Raw genomic sequence first — 14,440 nt, 5'->3', positions numbered from 1 at the left:
TCAGGCTTCGCCCTCGGGCAGACTTTTATCCAGATGCGCGATCAAAACGTCGATCAGCTCTCCGGCAATCACTTCTTTTTTGTCGTCGCGAGTCATGGCATGCACATCAGCCAGCGCATAAATCGGATAGCGCTCATTCATCAGCCGCTGCATCACGCCGCGCGGATCATCATTTTTCAGAAGCGGACGGTTTTGACGACGCGAAACGCGGTCCATCAACACATCCAGCTCAGCATTGAGCCAGATCGAAACGCCGTTTGCGGCAATCGCCTCACGGGTTTCAGCGTTCATATAAGCGCCACCACCAGTAGCGAGTACCATTGGACCGTCTTCAAGCAAACGTAGGATCACACGTCGTTCAAGATCACGAAATTCTGCCTCGCCATAAGCGTCGAACAATTCCGGGACACTCATGCGGGCAGCCGACTCGATTTCGTTATCAGCGTCTTTAAACGGCAGATTGAGCATCGTTGCCACTTTGCGGCCAACCGTCGATTTGCCTGCACCCATCAGCCCAACAAGAACAACCACTTTCGCGCCAAGAAGCTGGCGGACCATGTCCGCCTTGTCGTTAAAATCTGTTTGTTTTGCTGTACTGCTCATAGACCTCATCCATTTCCTCCGGTTCCATAGGAAAAACCATGCGGCGTCAATCGCTTTCATCCACAAAACTGAACCAATTACGGCTTTTTAGTGCCAAGCGCGGGCAGTCCTTGCTTTCGTCTCAATAGCACAGCATAAACGCTTCATGCCCACGCTGACGCGCATTCTTCTTCTGCTCGCTGTGATTGCTGCCATTATTTATGGCGCAATGTTCTCACTCGCCAGTTTCGTGAAACCCACCACCCATGAAATCACCGTCGAGATTCCATCATCAAAGTTGAAGCAGACCGTCATTGCCCCCCCGTCAAAACCAGCACCACAACCAGCACCAGTGGTGGAAGACAACACGGATAGTCAGGAATAGACATGCGGGCATCACTGGCGATTGAAAATTTCCTCGAAATGATGAGTGCAGAACGCGGTGCAGCGCATAATACGCTGGAATCCTATCAACGTGATCTGGAAGCGGCAGCCGATATACTCACAGCGCGCGGCACCAATCTCGCTGAAGCAAAGACCGATGATATTCGCCGTGTTCTCGATAGCATGGCCGATGAAGGCTTCGCCGCCACATCACAGGCACGGCGCCTGTCTGCACTCAGACAATTTTATCGCTTTCTCTATGCGGAAGGCTTTCGGCAGGATGACCCGACCAGCGTCATTGACGCACCGAAAAAGCAAAAGCCACTGCCAAAAATCATGAGCGTCGAGAATGTTGGCCGTCTTCTGGACCGCGCAGCGCTGGAAGCACAAGAAGCAACGGAACCAGCAGAGCGTTTCAAGGCTCTGCGTCTTCATGCGCTTCTCGAAACGCTTTATGCAACTGGCTTGCGTGTCTCGGAGCTTGTCGGGCTGCCTGTCAGTGTCGCCCGCACTGACCATCGTTTTCTGATTGTACGCGGCAAAGGCTCAAAAGACCGTATGGTGCCTTTGTCGCCCAAAGCGCGCGAAGCACTGCAAGCCTTTATTGTGGTCCGCGATGCCTTGTCCGGCAGCGATGACAATCCTTGGCTGTTTCCCGCTTATTCAGAAAGCGGGCATCTGGCACGACAGGTTTTTGGCCGAGAGCTTAAAATTTTGGCAGCGCGTGCTGGGCTTTCAAGCGCATCCATATCGCCGCATGTGCTGCGTCACGCCTTTGCCAGCCATCTATTACAGAACGGCGCAGATCTGAGAACTGTGCAGCAATTGCTCGGTCACTCCGACATTTCGACGACACAAATTTATACGCATGTTCTGGAAGAAAGACTGCATAAGCTGGTAAGTGAACATCATCCGCTTGCCGATTAAGCGCGCGGCGTTTAAGAGAATTTCAGAAAAATTTGCAAGATGCGCTCGAAGTAAATATGTAAGACGCCGTAAAACAGCCTTTATCTGGCTTGTTCTATGGCCAACATCTCCGGAAACGCACAATAGTCAGGCCCGATGTATAACTATCTCGATTTTGAAAAACCCGTCGCAGACCTTGAAGGCCAGATCCTTGAGCTGAAAAAGCTCGCTCAGGAACAGGGCAGTGTTGAGATGAGCGACGAGATCAGCCGTCTCGAGAAACGCTCGGCCGATGCGCTCAAGGATATCTATCGCAAGCTGACCCCTTGGCAGAAGGCGCAGATCGCCCGCCACCCGGATCGTCCGCACTGCCTTGAATATATCAACACGCTTTTTACCGAATTCACGCCTTTGGCCGGTGACCGCCAGTTTGCCAATGACGAAGCCATTCAGGGCGGCTTTGCCCGCTTCAATGGTCAGGCTGTTGCAATTCTCGGTCAGGAAAAAGGCTCGGACACCAAGACGCGCCTTAAACACAATTTCGGCTCTGCCCGTCCTGAAGGTTACCGCAAAGCCGTGCGCATCATGGAAATGGCTGACCGTTTCCAGCTGCCGCTGATCACTTTTGTCGATACCGCCGGTGCTTATCCGGGCGTGAGCGCGGAAGAACGCGGTCAGGCAGAAGCCATTGCACGCTCCACCGCCGAATGCCTCAAGCTGCGTGTGCCTGTCATTTCGATCATCATCGGTGAAGGTGGCTCCGGCGGCGCGATTGCGATTGCCGTGGCAAACCGCGTCTATATGCTTGAACATTCGATCTATTCGGTGATTTCGCCGGAAGGTGCGGCATCGATCCTCTGGCACGATTCTACGCGCGCTAAGGATGCAGCATCCAATATGCGCATTACTGCGCAGGATCTGTTTGACCTCAAGGTCATCGACGGCATTATTCCTGAACCGCTCGGCGGCGCCCATCGTGGCAAGGAATCGACCATTGCGGCAGCTGGCGACATCATCACCGCCTCGCTGCGCTCGATGAAGGATGTTGATGGTGAAACACTCAAGCAAGAGCGTCGCCAGAAATTCCTAGAGATCGGCAGAAATATTTAGAGCCTGTTCCGATCTGATTTAGTCAGATCGGCGCTCTAAACTTTTTTACTCCAAGCATAATCTTATCGATCCTAGTTTCGCTCCGGTCGGATTAAGCTTCAATTAACTATAAAATTCAAAAACTTGCCCCGGCGCAGCTCAAACTGCGCCGGATTTGCATCATGTCGCCATTTCCGCCATATTGCGGACACGCTGTTTTTTAGGTATTTGAGCAAGGAATTATCAACGATACCGAAAGGTTTTGTTGTTAATAAACGAATACTGAAAATTCAGATTTCGAAACAGGCTTGATGCGATATGAAGATCAGAACCGCACTTTTTGCAACTCTCATGGCCTCCGCTTTGCTTGCGGGTTGTCAGGGTTCGTCCGTTTCCGATCTCAGCCTGCGGGCTGAAAAGCCACTTTCCGAGAAAATTGTCGCCAAGATGAAGACGAAGGGCATGACGCGCACATCGCCGGTCATGGTTCGTATTTTCAAGGAAGAAGGCGTCCTCGAAGTCTGGAAGCAGAAGAATAACGGTAAGTACGATCAGATTGCATCTTATGAGATTTGCAAATGGTCCGGTAAACTTGGTCCGAAATTCGTAGAGGGTGATCGTCAGGCGCCAGAGGGCTTCTATAACGTTCGCCCCGGCCAGATGAACCCGAATTCGCAATATCACCTCGCCTTCAACATCGGCTTCCCGAATGCCTATGATCGCGCCCACAACCGCACCGGACAGAATCTGATGGTCCATGGCGCTTGTTCGTCGTCGGGCTGCTATTCTATGACCGATGAAAGCGTGAGCGAGATTTATGCCTTTGGGCGTGACGCCTTCAAGGGTGGCCAGCGTGATTTCCAGATTCAGGCTTTCCCGTTCCGCATGACAGCAGCCAATATGTCACGCTATAAGAGCGATCCGAATTACGGCTTCTGGAAAATGCTTAAGCAGGGCTACGACACTTTTGAAGCGACCAAGGTACCGCCGAAAGTTGACGTCTGCGAAAAGCGTTATGTCTTCAACGTACCAACGCCGGATGGCCAGCCGCTTTCGGCAACCGATGCCTGCCCGCCTTCGGCCAATGCTGAATCGATGGCCTATACAACATCGTATGAAAAGACCTTCCAGTCGGCTTTCAGTGCAGCACAGAAGAAGCCTTCGCCATCCATTCAGGGCATCTCGGAAGCCAAGCTCGTCTCGGCATGGAGTGCAGCACGTGCGCGTGGCGAAAAAGTAACGCGTGAACCGCCGTCGCTTTCGCCAACATCGGCTGAAACGCCAAATGCTCCAGATATTGCGCCTGCGGCAACACCGATCTCGGTGCAGCCAGCCACCGCAATTGCAGCAACACCAGCGGTCGTTGATGCGACACAGACAGCTTCCGTTCCTGTTCCGCAACAGAACCCGGCTGTGGTCTCTCCCATGACCACGGCAAACACAGTTGCAGAAACTGTGCCAGCACCCGCGCCTGAAAAGAAAAAGGCATGGTGGAAGCTCGGCGGAAACTAAGACGCAATGCGTGAAGACATTCCCGTCTATGATCTAAGAGGGCTTAAATGCCCTCTTCCCGTTTTGAAAACGCGCAATCGTCTGAAAGATATGCCAGCCGGTGCGCTTCTTTGGGTGGAAGCAACCGACCCGCTGTCGGGCATTGATCTTCCACATTTCTGCGCGCAGGAAGGACACGCTCTGCTTTCGCAAGAGCGCCATGAAAACCTTCACCGTTTTCTCATTCAGAAAAAATAATTATCGCGTAGAAAATCCGGGAATAGCCAGCGGATTGTCCATCATCGCCGCACGGTCCGGACGATCAATCCCCGCTTTGCCGAGAAATGCGTCGAAAAGCTCGCGCACATAGGCTTCCGGCAAATCCTTGACGATCATCACAAGAAGCGTTTCACGCTCGTCTTTGGGCCATTTTGGCAGGCGTGCGGGCGGATGGAAAATCTTCTGCACACCATGAATGACCAGCGGACGATCCGGGTCTTCGGCAATCTGCACAATGCCTTTCACGCGCAACAGCTTCTCGCCGTGGGTCGAGCGCAGCAGATCAAGAAACATCTCGAACGTTGAGAACGGAATCGGTTCCTTGTGGCGCAGCGAGAAAGAGCGGATCGCATCATCGTGATGATGATGATGGTGGTGGTGGTGATGGTGGTGTTCATGATCACAATCAGGGCCACACACATGCTCATGATCATGGTCGTGGTGCGAATGATCGTGATGATGATCATCTTCATAGGCTTCAGCGTTCAGCCAGTGCTGCACATCTGCCGTCTTGGTCTCAGGATTATAAAGCCCGCATTCAAACAGAGCCGCATAGCCCGTGCGCGTATCCGACGCTTCCAGAATGTCCGCGCCCGGATTAAGCAGTTTCAAACGTGCTTTAAGCGCTCCAATCCCTGCCTGCGCTTCCGGCATATCCGCTTTGGTGATGATAATACGATCAGCCATTGCTGCCTGCTTGACCGCTTCCTCATGATTATCGAGCGTCGTCATGCCATTGACGGCATCAACCGTTGCCAGCACACCATCAAGTCGCAGCGCCTGCATCAGAACAGGATGCCCCATGATCGAATGCAGCACGGGTGCCGGATCTGCAAGACCGGTGGTTTCAATGATTATCCGCTTCAACGCCTTGATCTTGCCCGTCTGAAGACGGTCAATCAAATCGGCCAGCGTATCAACCAACTCGCCGCGCACGGTGCAGCACAGGCAACCATCGGCAAGCTCAATCACGCCTTCACTGGCTTCTTCAACCAGCAGATGATCGATGCTGACTTCACCAAACTCATTGATGATGACAGCCGTATCGGTCAGCGCCGGGTCTTTGAGCAAGCGATTTAGCAGCGTGGTCTTGCCCGAGCCAAGAAAGCCGGTCAGCACGGAAACAGGAATTGGATGCGCCATGGTACTATCTTAATTGATTGAAGCGGAAGTGCGCTGCGGACGTGGCATTGGAACAGGAACCTGCGAAATATCGAGCTGACCAACGCGTGTTATCTTCGCTGGTGGCGCAGAAACAAGTCCGACCTGAACCGGCACCGGCTCGCGGGTCATCGCGTGAATATAAGGTGAGTTCAGCTGCAAACGCCCTTCAACATCGCGACCATCCCAGCGATCAGCCATAGCCTGCTGATTGCAAATCGCTTTGCGCATATCGACGGCCTGATTAACCGCGCTGCTTGCAGGCGGAACCATGGTCCCAAGCGTTGGCACGCCCGCACCATTGGAGCGGAATGCATCGGTCATCAGCTGTGCCGCCTGCACCGCACGCGCTTCCTGACGATCAGAACCCAGAACCACGGCCAGAATTGTCCGACCCTGACGGGTTGCGGAACTGGCGAGATTAAAGCCAGACGCACAAACGAAGCCGGTTTTCATGCCGTCGGCGCCGTCAAAACGACCCAGCAGAATGTTGTAATTGGCCTGTGGCTTCTTGCCGTCGCCTGCGTCAATCGCTTCGGTATTAAAATAATGCGCATATTGCGGGAATTCGCGACGCAACTGCACGCCAAGCACTGCCAGATCATGCGCGGTCGAATAATTATTCGGATCATGCAGACCGTTTGGATTAGCGAAACGCGATCCGCTCATGCCGATGCGCTGAGCTTCCGCATTCATGCGCTTGACGAAAGCAGCCTCGCTACCACCAACAGCCTCTGCAACGGCAACCGAAACGTCATTGGCTGACTTCACCAGCATAATTTTCAGCGCGTTATCAAGCGTCAACACCGAACCCGGGCGATAGCCCATCTTGCTCGGCGGCTCTTTGGAGGCATTGACGGTCATCTTGACCGGTGACCCTAGCGTCAACTGTCCCGACTGAAGCGCCCTGAACGTAACATAAGCCGTCATCATTTTGGTGAGCGAAGCCGGATACCAGCGCTGGAACGGATCTTGGGCCGAATAAACCTTACCGGTTGCCACATCGACAGCAATCGATGGGTTCGCCAGAGCACTCGACAAAGTCAGGGCTGAAAGAGCCGCGGCTGCACAGAGGATTTTCAACGACTTCGAGATCATTCGTAGTTCCAATCAGCAAAAGCGATAACCGCTTGCAAATACATCAGTCAAAAAGGAGAATTAACTCTCTGTTATCTATGCCATGTGGCAACCAAAAGGCAAATAGAGCATGCCCAGAAAAGTGGGAACCGTCTTCGCAGGGAAATCAGTTCACTGGACTGATTTCCGATCCTGCTTCGATCCGATAATGCATGCGTAAAACCAATAACTTAAAGCGCAAAGCGCTTTTGGGATTGCCCGCTTTCACCGAAACGTCATATCCTGACAACTTCTGTACATAAAGAATCTCAGGATATTTTCGAAATGCCAGTGCTTAATCGTGTCGTCGAAACCCAAGCGGAGATCGCCGCATGGCGTCGTCATCTGCATCAGAACCCTGAACTGCTTTATGACGTTCACGACACGGCGCGATTTGTCGAAGAAAAGCTGAAATCTTTTGGTTGCGATCTGGTCGAAACCGGCGTTGGCCGCAGCGGTGTTGTCGCCGTCATCAAAGGTCGTCACGGGGATGGACCGGCGATCGGACTGCGCGCCGATATGGATGCGCTGCCGATTACCGAGACCAGCGGCGTCGAATGGAGCTCGACAAATCCGGGCAAAGCGCATTCATGCGGCCATGATGGTCACACGGCAATGCTGCTCGGAGCTGCGCAATATCTCGCAGAAACCCGCAACTTCCGCGGCTCAGCAGTTCTGCTTTTCCAGCCAGCCGAAGAAGGTGGCGCAGGCGCACTTGCCATGGTTCAGGATGGCGTGATGGACCGTTTCGGCATTGCGGAAGTCTATGGCGTGCATAATCTTCCAAGCCTGCCTGTTGGCCAATTTGCCATGTGCAAAGGCCCGATCATGGCAGCAACTGACGAATTCGATCTTTCCATCAAAGGGCGTGGCGGTCATGCAGCACAGCCGCACCGCACGATTGACCCGATCCTTGCCGGTTCACAACTGCATATCGCCATTCAAAGCATCGTTTCACGCAATATCGATCCGCTGGATTCGCTCGTGATTTCGATCACAAAGTTCAATGCTGGAGAAGCCTATAACGTCATTCCGGAAACGGCGAAGCTTTCGGGCACGGTGCGCACATTGAGCAAAGAAACGCGCGCCTATGCCGAAAAGCGCATTCGCGATGCAGCGGCTGGTATTGCCGCTGTAACAGGTGCGGAAATCAGCGTTCGTTATAAGAACAATTATCCAGTGACCTATAACCATGATGACCAGACCGATTTTGCCGCCCGCGTTGCAAAAAATGTCGCTGGCGAAGGCAAGGTGAAAACCGATGTAGCGCCGATGATGGCGGCAGAGGATTTTTCCTACATGCTCGAAGCGCGCCCCGGCGCTTATATCTTCCTTGGCAATGGCGACACACCGGGCCTGCATCATCCAGCCTATGACTTCAACGACGAAGCTATTCCTTATGGCGTGAGCTATTTTGTGTCTGTGATTGAAACTGCCCTCGCCGCCTGAAACCCAATAAACAAATAAATGCGCCCACCCCGCTTTTTGCGGGGTTGGCGAAAGCCATGAAAAACAGTATGTGTCGGAAAATACACAGCTTAGGCTGGAGTATTGATAGTGCTGGTCCCGTAGCTCAGTAGGATAGAGCGCAAGATTCCTAATCTTGAGGCCACTGGTTCGAATCCAGTCGGGATCACCATCACGCTGCCGATCTGCACTTCACTCAGAGTTTGAGACAGAGAGCTACCTCAGATGATCTTCTTTTGACCGTTTCTTGAGATCAAAAACCATCCCATAACAGTCAGCACAAGACCTCCGATTGCAAACGGCAACACCAGCACCATCAGCCAGAAGATGAATGCAGTCATCTCATCATTGCGTCCGGATGCATTGCTTTTCATAAGCTCAAATATATTTATGTCAGAGCTGACCACAGTAGCGATCAATCCACCAAGAACAACCAGCCCAAGTATCAAACAGCCCCAGCCCAAACGCAGTCTCGTATCTGCAAGTCGCAACAGAAAAAACGTCACTGCGGCGATAATAATCAATTGAACCAACAGGCTGGCGATAATAATCGCGTCAACATTACCTGAATCCGATCCTGCTCCACCAAACTGAGACAATATTGCTGGCACGAAAAGAGTGGATCCAGCGCGAGCAATTATCACGCCGAAAACAAGACTGATAATCCATTTTTTCCAGACAGGATTCATGTAATTCATTCCTTGTTGAGCCTGCTTTATCTGAAACAAAGCACTATCAATTTTGTGATGTTATATAGCACGAGGCTCAGACAGGCCAACTGGCTTGCGAGAATACCCCGCCATCAACCCAGAGTGTCTGACCTGTCACGAAACATGCAGCATCCGATGCCAGAAAAAGTACCGGCCCTGAAATATCTTCGGCAGAACCAACGCGGCGCAACGGGGTGATCCGGCTCCAGCTTGCCGCATAATCTGGCTGTTCTTGCATCGTGCGCTCGTTGAGAATAGCGCCCGGTGCCACACAATTGACCCGGATGCCCTTGGGTCCAAGTTCTACCGCCGAAACCTTGGTGAATTGTTCAATCCCACCTTTTGAGGCCGTATAAGAAACCAGATTGGGAAAAGCCAGCTTATTGCAGCCCGAGCCAATATTGATGATCGAACCAGCTTTACCGACATCAACCATGCGTCTGGCTGCCGCCTGCGTGTTCAGGAAGCAGCCTTTCATATTGGTACGAATAACATCGTCCCAATCATCTTCGGAAAGTTCCAGCAAAGGTGCCCAGGCCTGAATACCGGCATTGTTGATGAGCACGTCCGGCGCATCACCATACCAGCTGCAAACCTCATCAAAAAACTCATCCACTTCGGCAGCGGAACCAACATCGCACTCGATCCCGAGCGCCTGACCGCCTTGTGCCTCCACCTCTTCCATAAGTGTGTTTGAGGGCTCTTCATCGCCTTTGAAGCTGAAAGCAACGGCATATCCGGCTTCCGCAAAAGCCAGAACCAAATGTCGGCCGATACCGGTGCTACCGCCTGTGACGACCGCAAATCCACTCATTCAACCCCTCCCAAAATCTTGTGAGTGAGACTTTAGTTGAGTTTTTCCAATGGTAAAGCCAGAAAGACCGAAATAAGATTCTGGCGAAAGAGGAGTTGCAAATGAATCTTGATATTCAAACTGCCAATGGTGCCTGCCACTGCGGAACCGTGCGCTTTCGCGTCAAACTATCCGATGGACTTCACACTGCGCGCCGCTGCACCTGTTCCTATTGCCGAATGCGTGGTGCTGTCGCTGTTTCCGCAGATCTCAACGGTGTTGAAGTTCTGGAAGGCGAAGATGCGCTGACGCTCTACACATTCAATACGGGCGCGGCGAAGCATTATTTCTGCTCGAAATGCGGAATTTATACGTTTCACCAACGCAGATCCAGCCCGCATCAGTTTGGCGTGAATGTCGCCTGTCTCGAAGGCGTCTCACCTTTCGACTTCAAGGTCATTCCGGTCAATGACGGCGTGAACCACCCATCCGACAATCCGAACCACAAGGGTTCAGGCATTGCTGGCTATCTGCGTTTTGAGGTCAACGAAGACTAACCGCGCGCGCGCCGCTTGTGTTCGTTTTTCTCCCATGAAAACACAGTGGGCAGTAGCGGGTCGAGACCACGAATAATATCCGCACCCTTTTCGCCGACCATGATGGTCGGTGCATTGGTGTTGCATGACGGAACGCGTGGCATGATGGAGCTGTCACAAACGCGCAGACCTTCCAGACCGCGCACTTTGAGTTCCAGATCGACAACGGCCATCGCATCCGTCCCCATCCTGCAGGTGCCGACAGGATGGTGATCGGTCTTGGCATTGGCACAGGCATAATCAAACAGATCATCATCACTGACGACCTTTGGCCCCGGCAGACGCTCCGCCATGACATAGGGCTTTAGCGCGTCCTGCTGCATAATTTCGCGCGCGATCTTCAGACCTTCAAGCGACATTTTGCGATCATGCGGATCACTCCAGTAATTCGGATCAATCAGGGGTGCTGCAGCCGGATCATTGGAAGCCAGCCGCACGGTTCCACGCGAGCGCGGATGTAGATAGGCAGAATTAAGCGTCACGCCTGCATTCTTAAGCTTCTCGACGCCAGCTTCAATGCCCGAACCAAGCCCCAGATGAAACTGAATATCCGGTGAGCGGGCATCCGGGTCCGCATACCAGAAGCCGCCCGTTTCAAAGAGGCTGGACGCCACCGGACCAGAGCGCAGAAACATATATTGCAGGCCAGCGCCCAGAGTCCGATGCAGCTTTGCCACGCCATCATAGGTGTGATCGCCCGTACATTCGGCAATGACAAACAGATCGAGGTGATCCTGCATGTTCTCACCCACACCCGGCAGATCATGCTTCACATTAACGCCAGCCTTTTTAAGATGATCGGCAGGACCAATGCCCGATTGCAGCAGAAGCTTCGGTGAGCCGATAGCGCCGGACGAGACAATCACCTCGCGGTTTGCGCGCAAGACCTCGCCGCTCATCAGCGTTACGCCGGTGACTTGGGTCTTTTCCAGATCGATACTGCGCACCGGCGCATTCATCCGCACGGTGAGATTTTTACGGTTCTTGATAGTGGAGAGGTACGCAAGTGACGCCGATGAACGGCGGCGGTTGCGTTGAGTAAGCTGATAAAAGCCGACACCTGCCTGCTCACGACCATTGAAATCAGGATTATACGGAATGCCGAGTTCTTGACCCGCGCGGATATAGGCGTCGCAAATCGGCAATGGCGCAGACGGCATCGAAACACCCAGCGGTCCGCCATAGGAATGAAAATCATCGTTAAAACGCTGATTGTCTTCGGCGCGTTTGAAATAGGGCAGCACATGGCGATAATCCCAGCCGGTACAGCCGTCTTCACCAGCCCATAGATCATAATCGGCTGCATTGCCGCGTGTGTAAATCTGCGCATTGATGCTGGAGCCGCCGCCGATAACTTTCGCCTGCGTATAGCGCAACACACGGTTTTTGAGATGCTTCTGCGGAACGGTTTCCCAGCCCCAGCTGGCCACGCCTTTGGTCATCTTTGCAAAACCGGCAGGCATGTGAAACAGCGGATTCCAGTCGCTTCCACCTGCTTCCAGCAGCAGCACTTTTATCGCTGCGTCTTCGCTCAGACGATTGGCGAGAACGCAACCGGCAGGACCGCCGCCAACAATAATATAGTCATACTTCATGCGTTTCTCCTCCCGAGAAACTAAAGCTTCGCAATCGACAGGCCACCATCGGCATTGATCGCCGAGCCCGTCGCAAAAATGAAGTCACCACCTGCAAGCCCGGCCACAATAGCGCCGACATCGCCTGCCTCGCCCCAGCGTTTCATCGGCACCAGACCACCTTCGATCAGTCCATCATAACGTTCGGCAACACGCGCTGTCATATCCGTGCGGATGATACCGGGACGCACCTCGAACACACCGATCCGTGCTTCTGCGAGGCGCAGAGCAAGCCCCTGCACAAAGGCTGTCAGACCCGCTTTGCTGATGCAGTAATCAAGCCTTTCGGGCGACGTCATCACAGAGGAAACCGAACTGATCGTCACGATACTGCGCGGAAACCGCACATCCGTCACCGCCAGCATGGATTTCACCACCGCTTGCGTAAAAAACACCGTACCGCGCAGGTTCACATCAATAATCGTGTCAAAATTCTCAGGTTTCAGCCCAATAAAATCACCGCGCTCAACCGAACCCATACCTGCATTGTTGACCAGACAATCGATGCCCCCAAGTTCATTCACAACGGCTGCAACCGTCGCTTCATGCGTTTCGATAGACGCCAGATCGCTTTCAAAGAAAGCCACCTTTCCCCCAAGCCCGCGCAATTCATGGACAACCGCCTCATCACGTTCACGGTCGGTAATCGCCAGATCAAACCCTTTGGCGGCCAAAGCGCGCGCTATGCCAAGCCCGATACCACGCCGCCCACCAGTCACCAGTGCCACAGGTCTTTGACGGTTCATGCCAGTATCTCCCTTTGAATATGGTCGGATACGCGCAGAGCTTGCGCCGCAATGGTCAGTGCGGGATTGACCGCTGCCGAAGTCGGCAGAAACGACGCATCGACAACAAAGAGATTGGGGTGATCATAAGCGCGGCAGTAGGGGTCAAGCGGCGCTGTTGCTCCATCATGACCAATACGCACGGTGCCGCATTGATGCGATGGTGTTCGGCGATCAAAAGCGCGCGACAGCACGATTGGAAATCCTGCCTGTCGCAACGCGCATTTCAGCTTATCAACCAGCATCAGATGCGCTTTCCAATTGGTCCGCACCCAATGAAGCGTGATGCGTTCACCATCCACGCTCACGCGACTTTCCGGCGATGGCAGATCTTCGCTCATCGCGTAAAAATCAATCGTATGCCCGGCAATGCGGTTCAAAAACCATTCCGGCACACGCAGCATGCTCGATTTCAAGACTGCACCCGACACCCGCCCCAGCAATTGCACATTGCCGAGTGGCGGCCCGCCTGCTCCGTCGCTGAGATAGTAATCGTTAAAGCCAAAAGTCTTCTGGTAAACGCTGTCATTGCGATAACGCGGATCAAACCCGATCACCGCACTGGCATTGTGGTTCATGAAATTGCGGCCCACCTGATCGGAACGGTTCGCCAGTCCAGAACGCAACAAAAGTGCTGCTGACTGCACCGCTCCCGCGGACAGAATGACCATCTTTGGACGCAGGACCAGCGCCTCGCCGTTCTTCACATAATGAACTGCCGTAATGGTTTTGCCATCCGGCCCGGTTTCCAACTTCGTCACCCGCGCTTGAGTTTCAAGACTGACATTCGGATGTTTGAGCGCAAGTGCTAAGGGACAAGTCTCCGCATCCATCTTGCCATCATTGCTGTTGGGATGCGCGTCCCACGGCGTTTTTGCCTTCGCCAGCCAGCGCTCAATATCAACGCCAAGCGGCAGGGAAGCCGGATGCAGCCCCGCCTTCTTCAGCCGTGCCCGCACATCAGCAATCGGGCTTTCATCACGGATGGCCGGATAAGAATAAGGTTTTGAATGATGCGGTTCGGTCGGATCATCGCCCAATTCACCGCGAACCTGAAAAAGCTCTTCCGCCTTGCAATACCACGGCTCAAGCTCGTCATAGCCAAAAGGCCACGCCGGAGACACGCCTTCGAGATGCGCAAGCTCGTCAAAATCCTCACGCCGATAGCGCACCAGCACGGCGCCATAGAATTTGGAATTGCCCCCGACATTATAATAATTGCCGGGATTGAACGGCGTGCCATTGGTCTCATACCAAAGCTCTTTGGGGCGAAAGAAACCTCGCTGGAAAATGGCCCGAGGGTCACGGTTTTCCGGCCTGTCAGCCAGATGCTCACCTGCCTCAAGAATAAGAATCTCCGCACGTGATGTGGCCAGACCAGCGGCCATTGTTGCGCCACCGATACCCGATCCGATGATGACGATATCCGGCTGTCCTCCCAAAGCCG

15 protein-coding genes and 1 tRNA gene are annotated in these 14,440 nt (G+C 53.4%); 8 read left to right on the top strand and 8 right to left on the bottom strand.

The annotated features are described in order from the left end of the window. Positions 1–603 (bottom strand): shikimate kinase, encoded by a 603-nt coding sequence (locus tag ACOZHT_RS05740; protein WP_339509053.1) that lies wholly within the window; start codon positions 601–603, stop codon positions 1–3. A 145-nt stretch (positions 604–748) separates the two neighbouring features. Between ACOZHT_RS05740 and ACOZHT_RS05735 the strand changes: the two genes are divergently transcribed. From ACOZHT_RS05735 to ACOZHT_RS05715, 5 genes are all read left to right on the top strand, one after another. Next, positions 749–967: a hypothetical protein gene (locus ACOZHT_RS05735; protein ID WP_339509054.1), complete on the top strand. Its 219-nt coding sequence runs from the start codon at positions 749–751 to the stop codon at positions 965–967. Positions 968–969: 2 nt separating this feature from the next. Beyond that, a complete protein-coding gene (gene xerD / locus ACOZHT_RS05730; RefSeq protein WP_339509055.1) occupies positions 970–1,893 on the top strand; it encodes a site-specific tyrosine recombinase XerD in 924 nt (307 codons plus the stop codon). A 135-nt stretch (positions 1,894–2,028) separates the two neighbouring features. Beyond that, entirely contained in the window at positions 2,029–2,982 is a 954-nt protein-coding gene (locus tag ACOZHT_RS05725) for an acetyl-CoA carboxylase carboxyltransferase subunit alpha (RefSeq protein WP_339509056.1), read from the top strand. A gap of 297 nt (positions 2,983–3,279) precedes the next feature. Beyond that, the gene (locus tag ACOZHT_RS05720) at positions 3,280–4,473 is read left to right on the top strand and encodes a hypothetical protein (protein ID WP_339509057.1); all 1,194 of its coding nucleotides are present in this window, start codon (positions 3,280–3,282) and stop codon (positions 4,471–4,473) included. 6 nt (positions 4,474–4,479) lie between these two features. After that, positions 4,480–4,710 carry a sulfurtransferase TusA family protein gene (locus ACOZHT_RS05715; RefSeq protein WP_339509058.1) on the top strand — a complete coding sequence of 77 codons (231 nt, stop codon included), beginning with the start codon at positions 4,480–4,482 and terminating at the stop codon, positions 4,708–4,710. On the opposite strand, the gene ACOZHT_RS05710 is transcribed toward ACOZHT_RS05715, so the two are convergent. Then, positions 4,711–5,874: a GTP-binding protein gene (locus tag ACOZHT_RS05710; protein WP_339509059.1), complete on the bottom strand. Its 1,164-nt coding sequence runs from the start codon at positions 5,872–5,874 to the stop codon at positions 4,711–4,713. A 9-nt stretch (positions 5,875–5,883) separates the two neighbouring features. Then, positions 5,884–6,990 carry a D-alanyl-D-alanine carboxypeptidase family protein gene (locus tag ACOZHT_RS05705; RefSeq protein ID WP_339509060.1) on the bottom strand — a complete coding sequence of 369 codons (1,107 nt, stop codon included), beginning with the start codon at positions 6,988–6,990 and terminating at the stop codon, positions 5,884–5,886. Between the two features lie 303 nt (positions 6,991–7,293). Here ACOZHT_RS05705 and ACOZHT_RS05700 point away from each other — a divergent pair, with 303 nt between their 5' ends. Together ACOZHT_RS05700 and ACOZHT_RS05695 are read left to right on the top strand one after the other, a co-directional pair. Continuing rightward, positions 7,294–8,457 carry a M20 aminoacylase family protein gene (locus tag ACOZHT_RS05700; RefSeq protein ID WP_339509061.1) on the top strand — a complete coding sequence of 388 codons (1,164 nt, stop codon included), beginning with the start codon at positions 7,294–7,296 and terminating at the stop codon, positions 8,455–8,457. Positions 8,458–8,570: 113 nt separating this feature from the next. After that, positions 8,571–8,647 (top strand) — tRNA-Arg (locus ACOZHT_RS05695). Positions 8,648–8,696: 49 nt separating this feature from the next. On the opposite strand, the gene ACOZHT_RS05690 is transcribed toward ACOZHT_RS05695, so the two are convergent. Further along, positions 8,697–9,164 (bottom strand): hypothetical protein, encoded by a 468-nt coding sequence (locus tag ACOZHT_RS05690; RefSeq protein ID WP_339509062.1) that lies wholly within the window; start codon positions 9,162–9,164, stop codon positions 8,697–8,699. Between the two features lie 76 nt (positions 9,165–9,240). Continuing rightward, the gene (locus ACOZHT_RS05685) at positions 9,241–9,999 is read right to left on the bottom strand and encodes an SDR family NAD(P)-dependent oxidoreductase (RefSeq protein WP_339509063.1); all 759 of its coding nucleotides are present in this window, start codon (positions 9,997–9,999) and stop codon (positions 9,241–9,243) included. A 101-nt stretch (positions 10,000–10,100) separates the two neighbouring features. On the opposite strand from ACOZHT_RS05685, the gene ACOZHT_RS05680 reads away from it, so the two are divergent. Continuing rightward, a complete protein-coding gene (locus ACOZHT_RS05680; protein ID WP_339509064.1) occupies positions 10,101–10,535 on the top strand; it encodes a GFA family protein in 435 nt (144 codons plus the stop codon). On the opposite strand, the gene ACOZHT_RS05675 is transcribed toward ACOZHT_RS05680, so the two are convergent. Genes ACOZHT_RS05675 through ACOZHT_RS05665 form a run of 3 tightly spaced genes read right to left on the bottom strand, consistent with a single transcriptional unit; the run spans position 10,532 to position 14,435 of the window. Beyond that, a complete protein-coding gene (locus ACOZHT_RS05675) occupies positions 10,532–12,169 on the bottom strand; it encodes a GMC family oxidoreductase (RefSeq protein WP_339509065.1) in 1,638 nt (545 codons plus the stop codon). The two genes, ACOZHT_RS05680 and ACOZHT_RS05675, sit on opposite strands and share 4 nt — an antisense overlap. Before the next feature lie 20 nt (positions 12,170–12,189). Next, a complete protein-coding gene (locus tag ACOZHT_RS05670; RefSeq protein WP_339509066.1) occupies positions 12,190–12,954 on the bottom strand; it encodes a 3-ketoacyl-ACP reductase in 765 nt (254 codons plus the stop codon). Then, positions 12,951–14,435 (bottom strand): GMC family oxidoreductase, encoded by a 1,485-nt coding sequence (locus ACOZHT_RS05665; protein WP_339509067.1) that lies wholly within the window; start codon positions 14,433–14,435, stop codon positions 12,951–12,953. The genes ACOZHT_RS05670 and ACOZHT_RS05665 overlap by 4 nt, the downstream gene beginning before the upstream one ends. Positions 14,436–14,440 lie beyond the last annotated feature (5 nt).

Origin of the sequence: Ochrobactrum sp. EDr1-4 (assembly GCF_049199085.1) — a bacterium.
In the GTDB taxonomy this organism is placed as follows: domain Bacteria; phylum Pseudomonadota; class Alphaproteobacteria; order Rhizobiales; family Rhizobiaceae; genus Brucella.
The sequence above is the reverse complement of the archived record's forward strand: the minus strand, read 5'-3'. Positions and strand labels throughout refer to the sequence as shown.

Excerpts from the sequence above, each read along its gene's own strand:
- ACOZHT_RS05740 (WP_339509053.1), bottom strand. The coding sequence starts at position 603 with ATGAGCAGTACAGCAAAACAAACAGATTTTAACGACAAGGCGGACATG.
- ACOZHT_RS05735 (WP_339509054.1), top strand. The coding sequence starts at position 749 with ATGCCCACGCTGACGCGCATTCTTCTTCTGCTCGCTGTGATTGCTGCC.
- xerD (WP_339509055.1), top strand. The coding sequence starts at position 970 with ATGCGGGCATCACTGGCGATTGAAAATTTCCTCGAAATGATGAGTGCA.
- ACOZHT_RS05725 (WP_339509056.1), top strand. The coding sequence starts at position 2,029 with ATGTATAACTATCTCGATTTTGAAAAACCCGTCGCAGACCTTGAAGGC.
- ACOZHT_RS05720 (WP_339509057.1), top strand. The coding sequence starts at position 3,280 with ATGAAGATCAGAACCGCACTTTTTGCAACTCTCATGGCCTCCGCTTTG.
- ACOZHT_RS05715 (WP_339509058.1), top strand. The coding sequence starts at position 4,480 with ATGCGTGAAGACATTCCCGTCTATGATCTAAGAGGGCTTAAATGCCCT.
- ACOZHT_RS05710 (WP_339509059.1), bottom strand. The coding sequence starts at position 5,874 with ATGGCGCATCCAATTCCTGTTTCCGTGCTGACCGGCTTTCTTGGCTCG.
- ACOZHT_RS05705 (WP_339509060.1), bottom strand. The coding sequence starts at position 6,990 with ATGATCTCGAAGTCGTTGAAAATCCTCTGTGCAGCCGCGGCTCTTTCA.
- ACOZHT_RS05700 (WP_339509061.1), top strand. The coding sequence starts at position 7,294 with ATGCCAGTGCTTAATCGTGTCGTCGAAACCCAAGCGGAGATCGCCGCA.
- ACOZHT_RS05690 (WP_339509062.1), bottom strand. The coding sequence starts at position 9,164 with ATGAATCCTGTCTGGAAAAAATGGATTATCAGTCTTGTTTTCGGCGTG.
- ACOZHT_RS05685 (WP_339509063.1), bottom strand. The coding sequence starts at position 9,999 with ATGAGTGGATTTGCGGTCGTCACAGGCGGTAGCACCGGTATCGGCCGA.
- ACOZHT_RS05680 (WP_339509064.1), top strand. The coding sequence starts at position 10,101 with ATGAATCTTGATATTCAAACTGCCAATGGTGCCTGCCACTGCGGAACC.
- ACOZHT_RS05675 (WP_339509065.1), bottom strand. The coding sequence starts at position 12,169 with ATGAAGTATGACTATATTATTGTTGGCGGCGGTCCTGCCGGTTGCGTT.
- ACOZHT_RS05670 (WP_339509066.1), bottom strand. The coding sequence starts at position 12,954 with ATGAACCGTCAAAGACCTGTGGCACTGGTGACTGGTGGGCGGCGTGGT.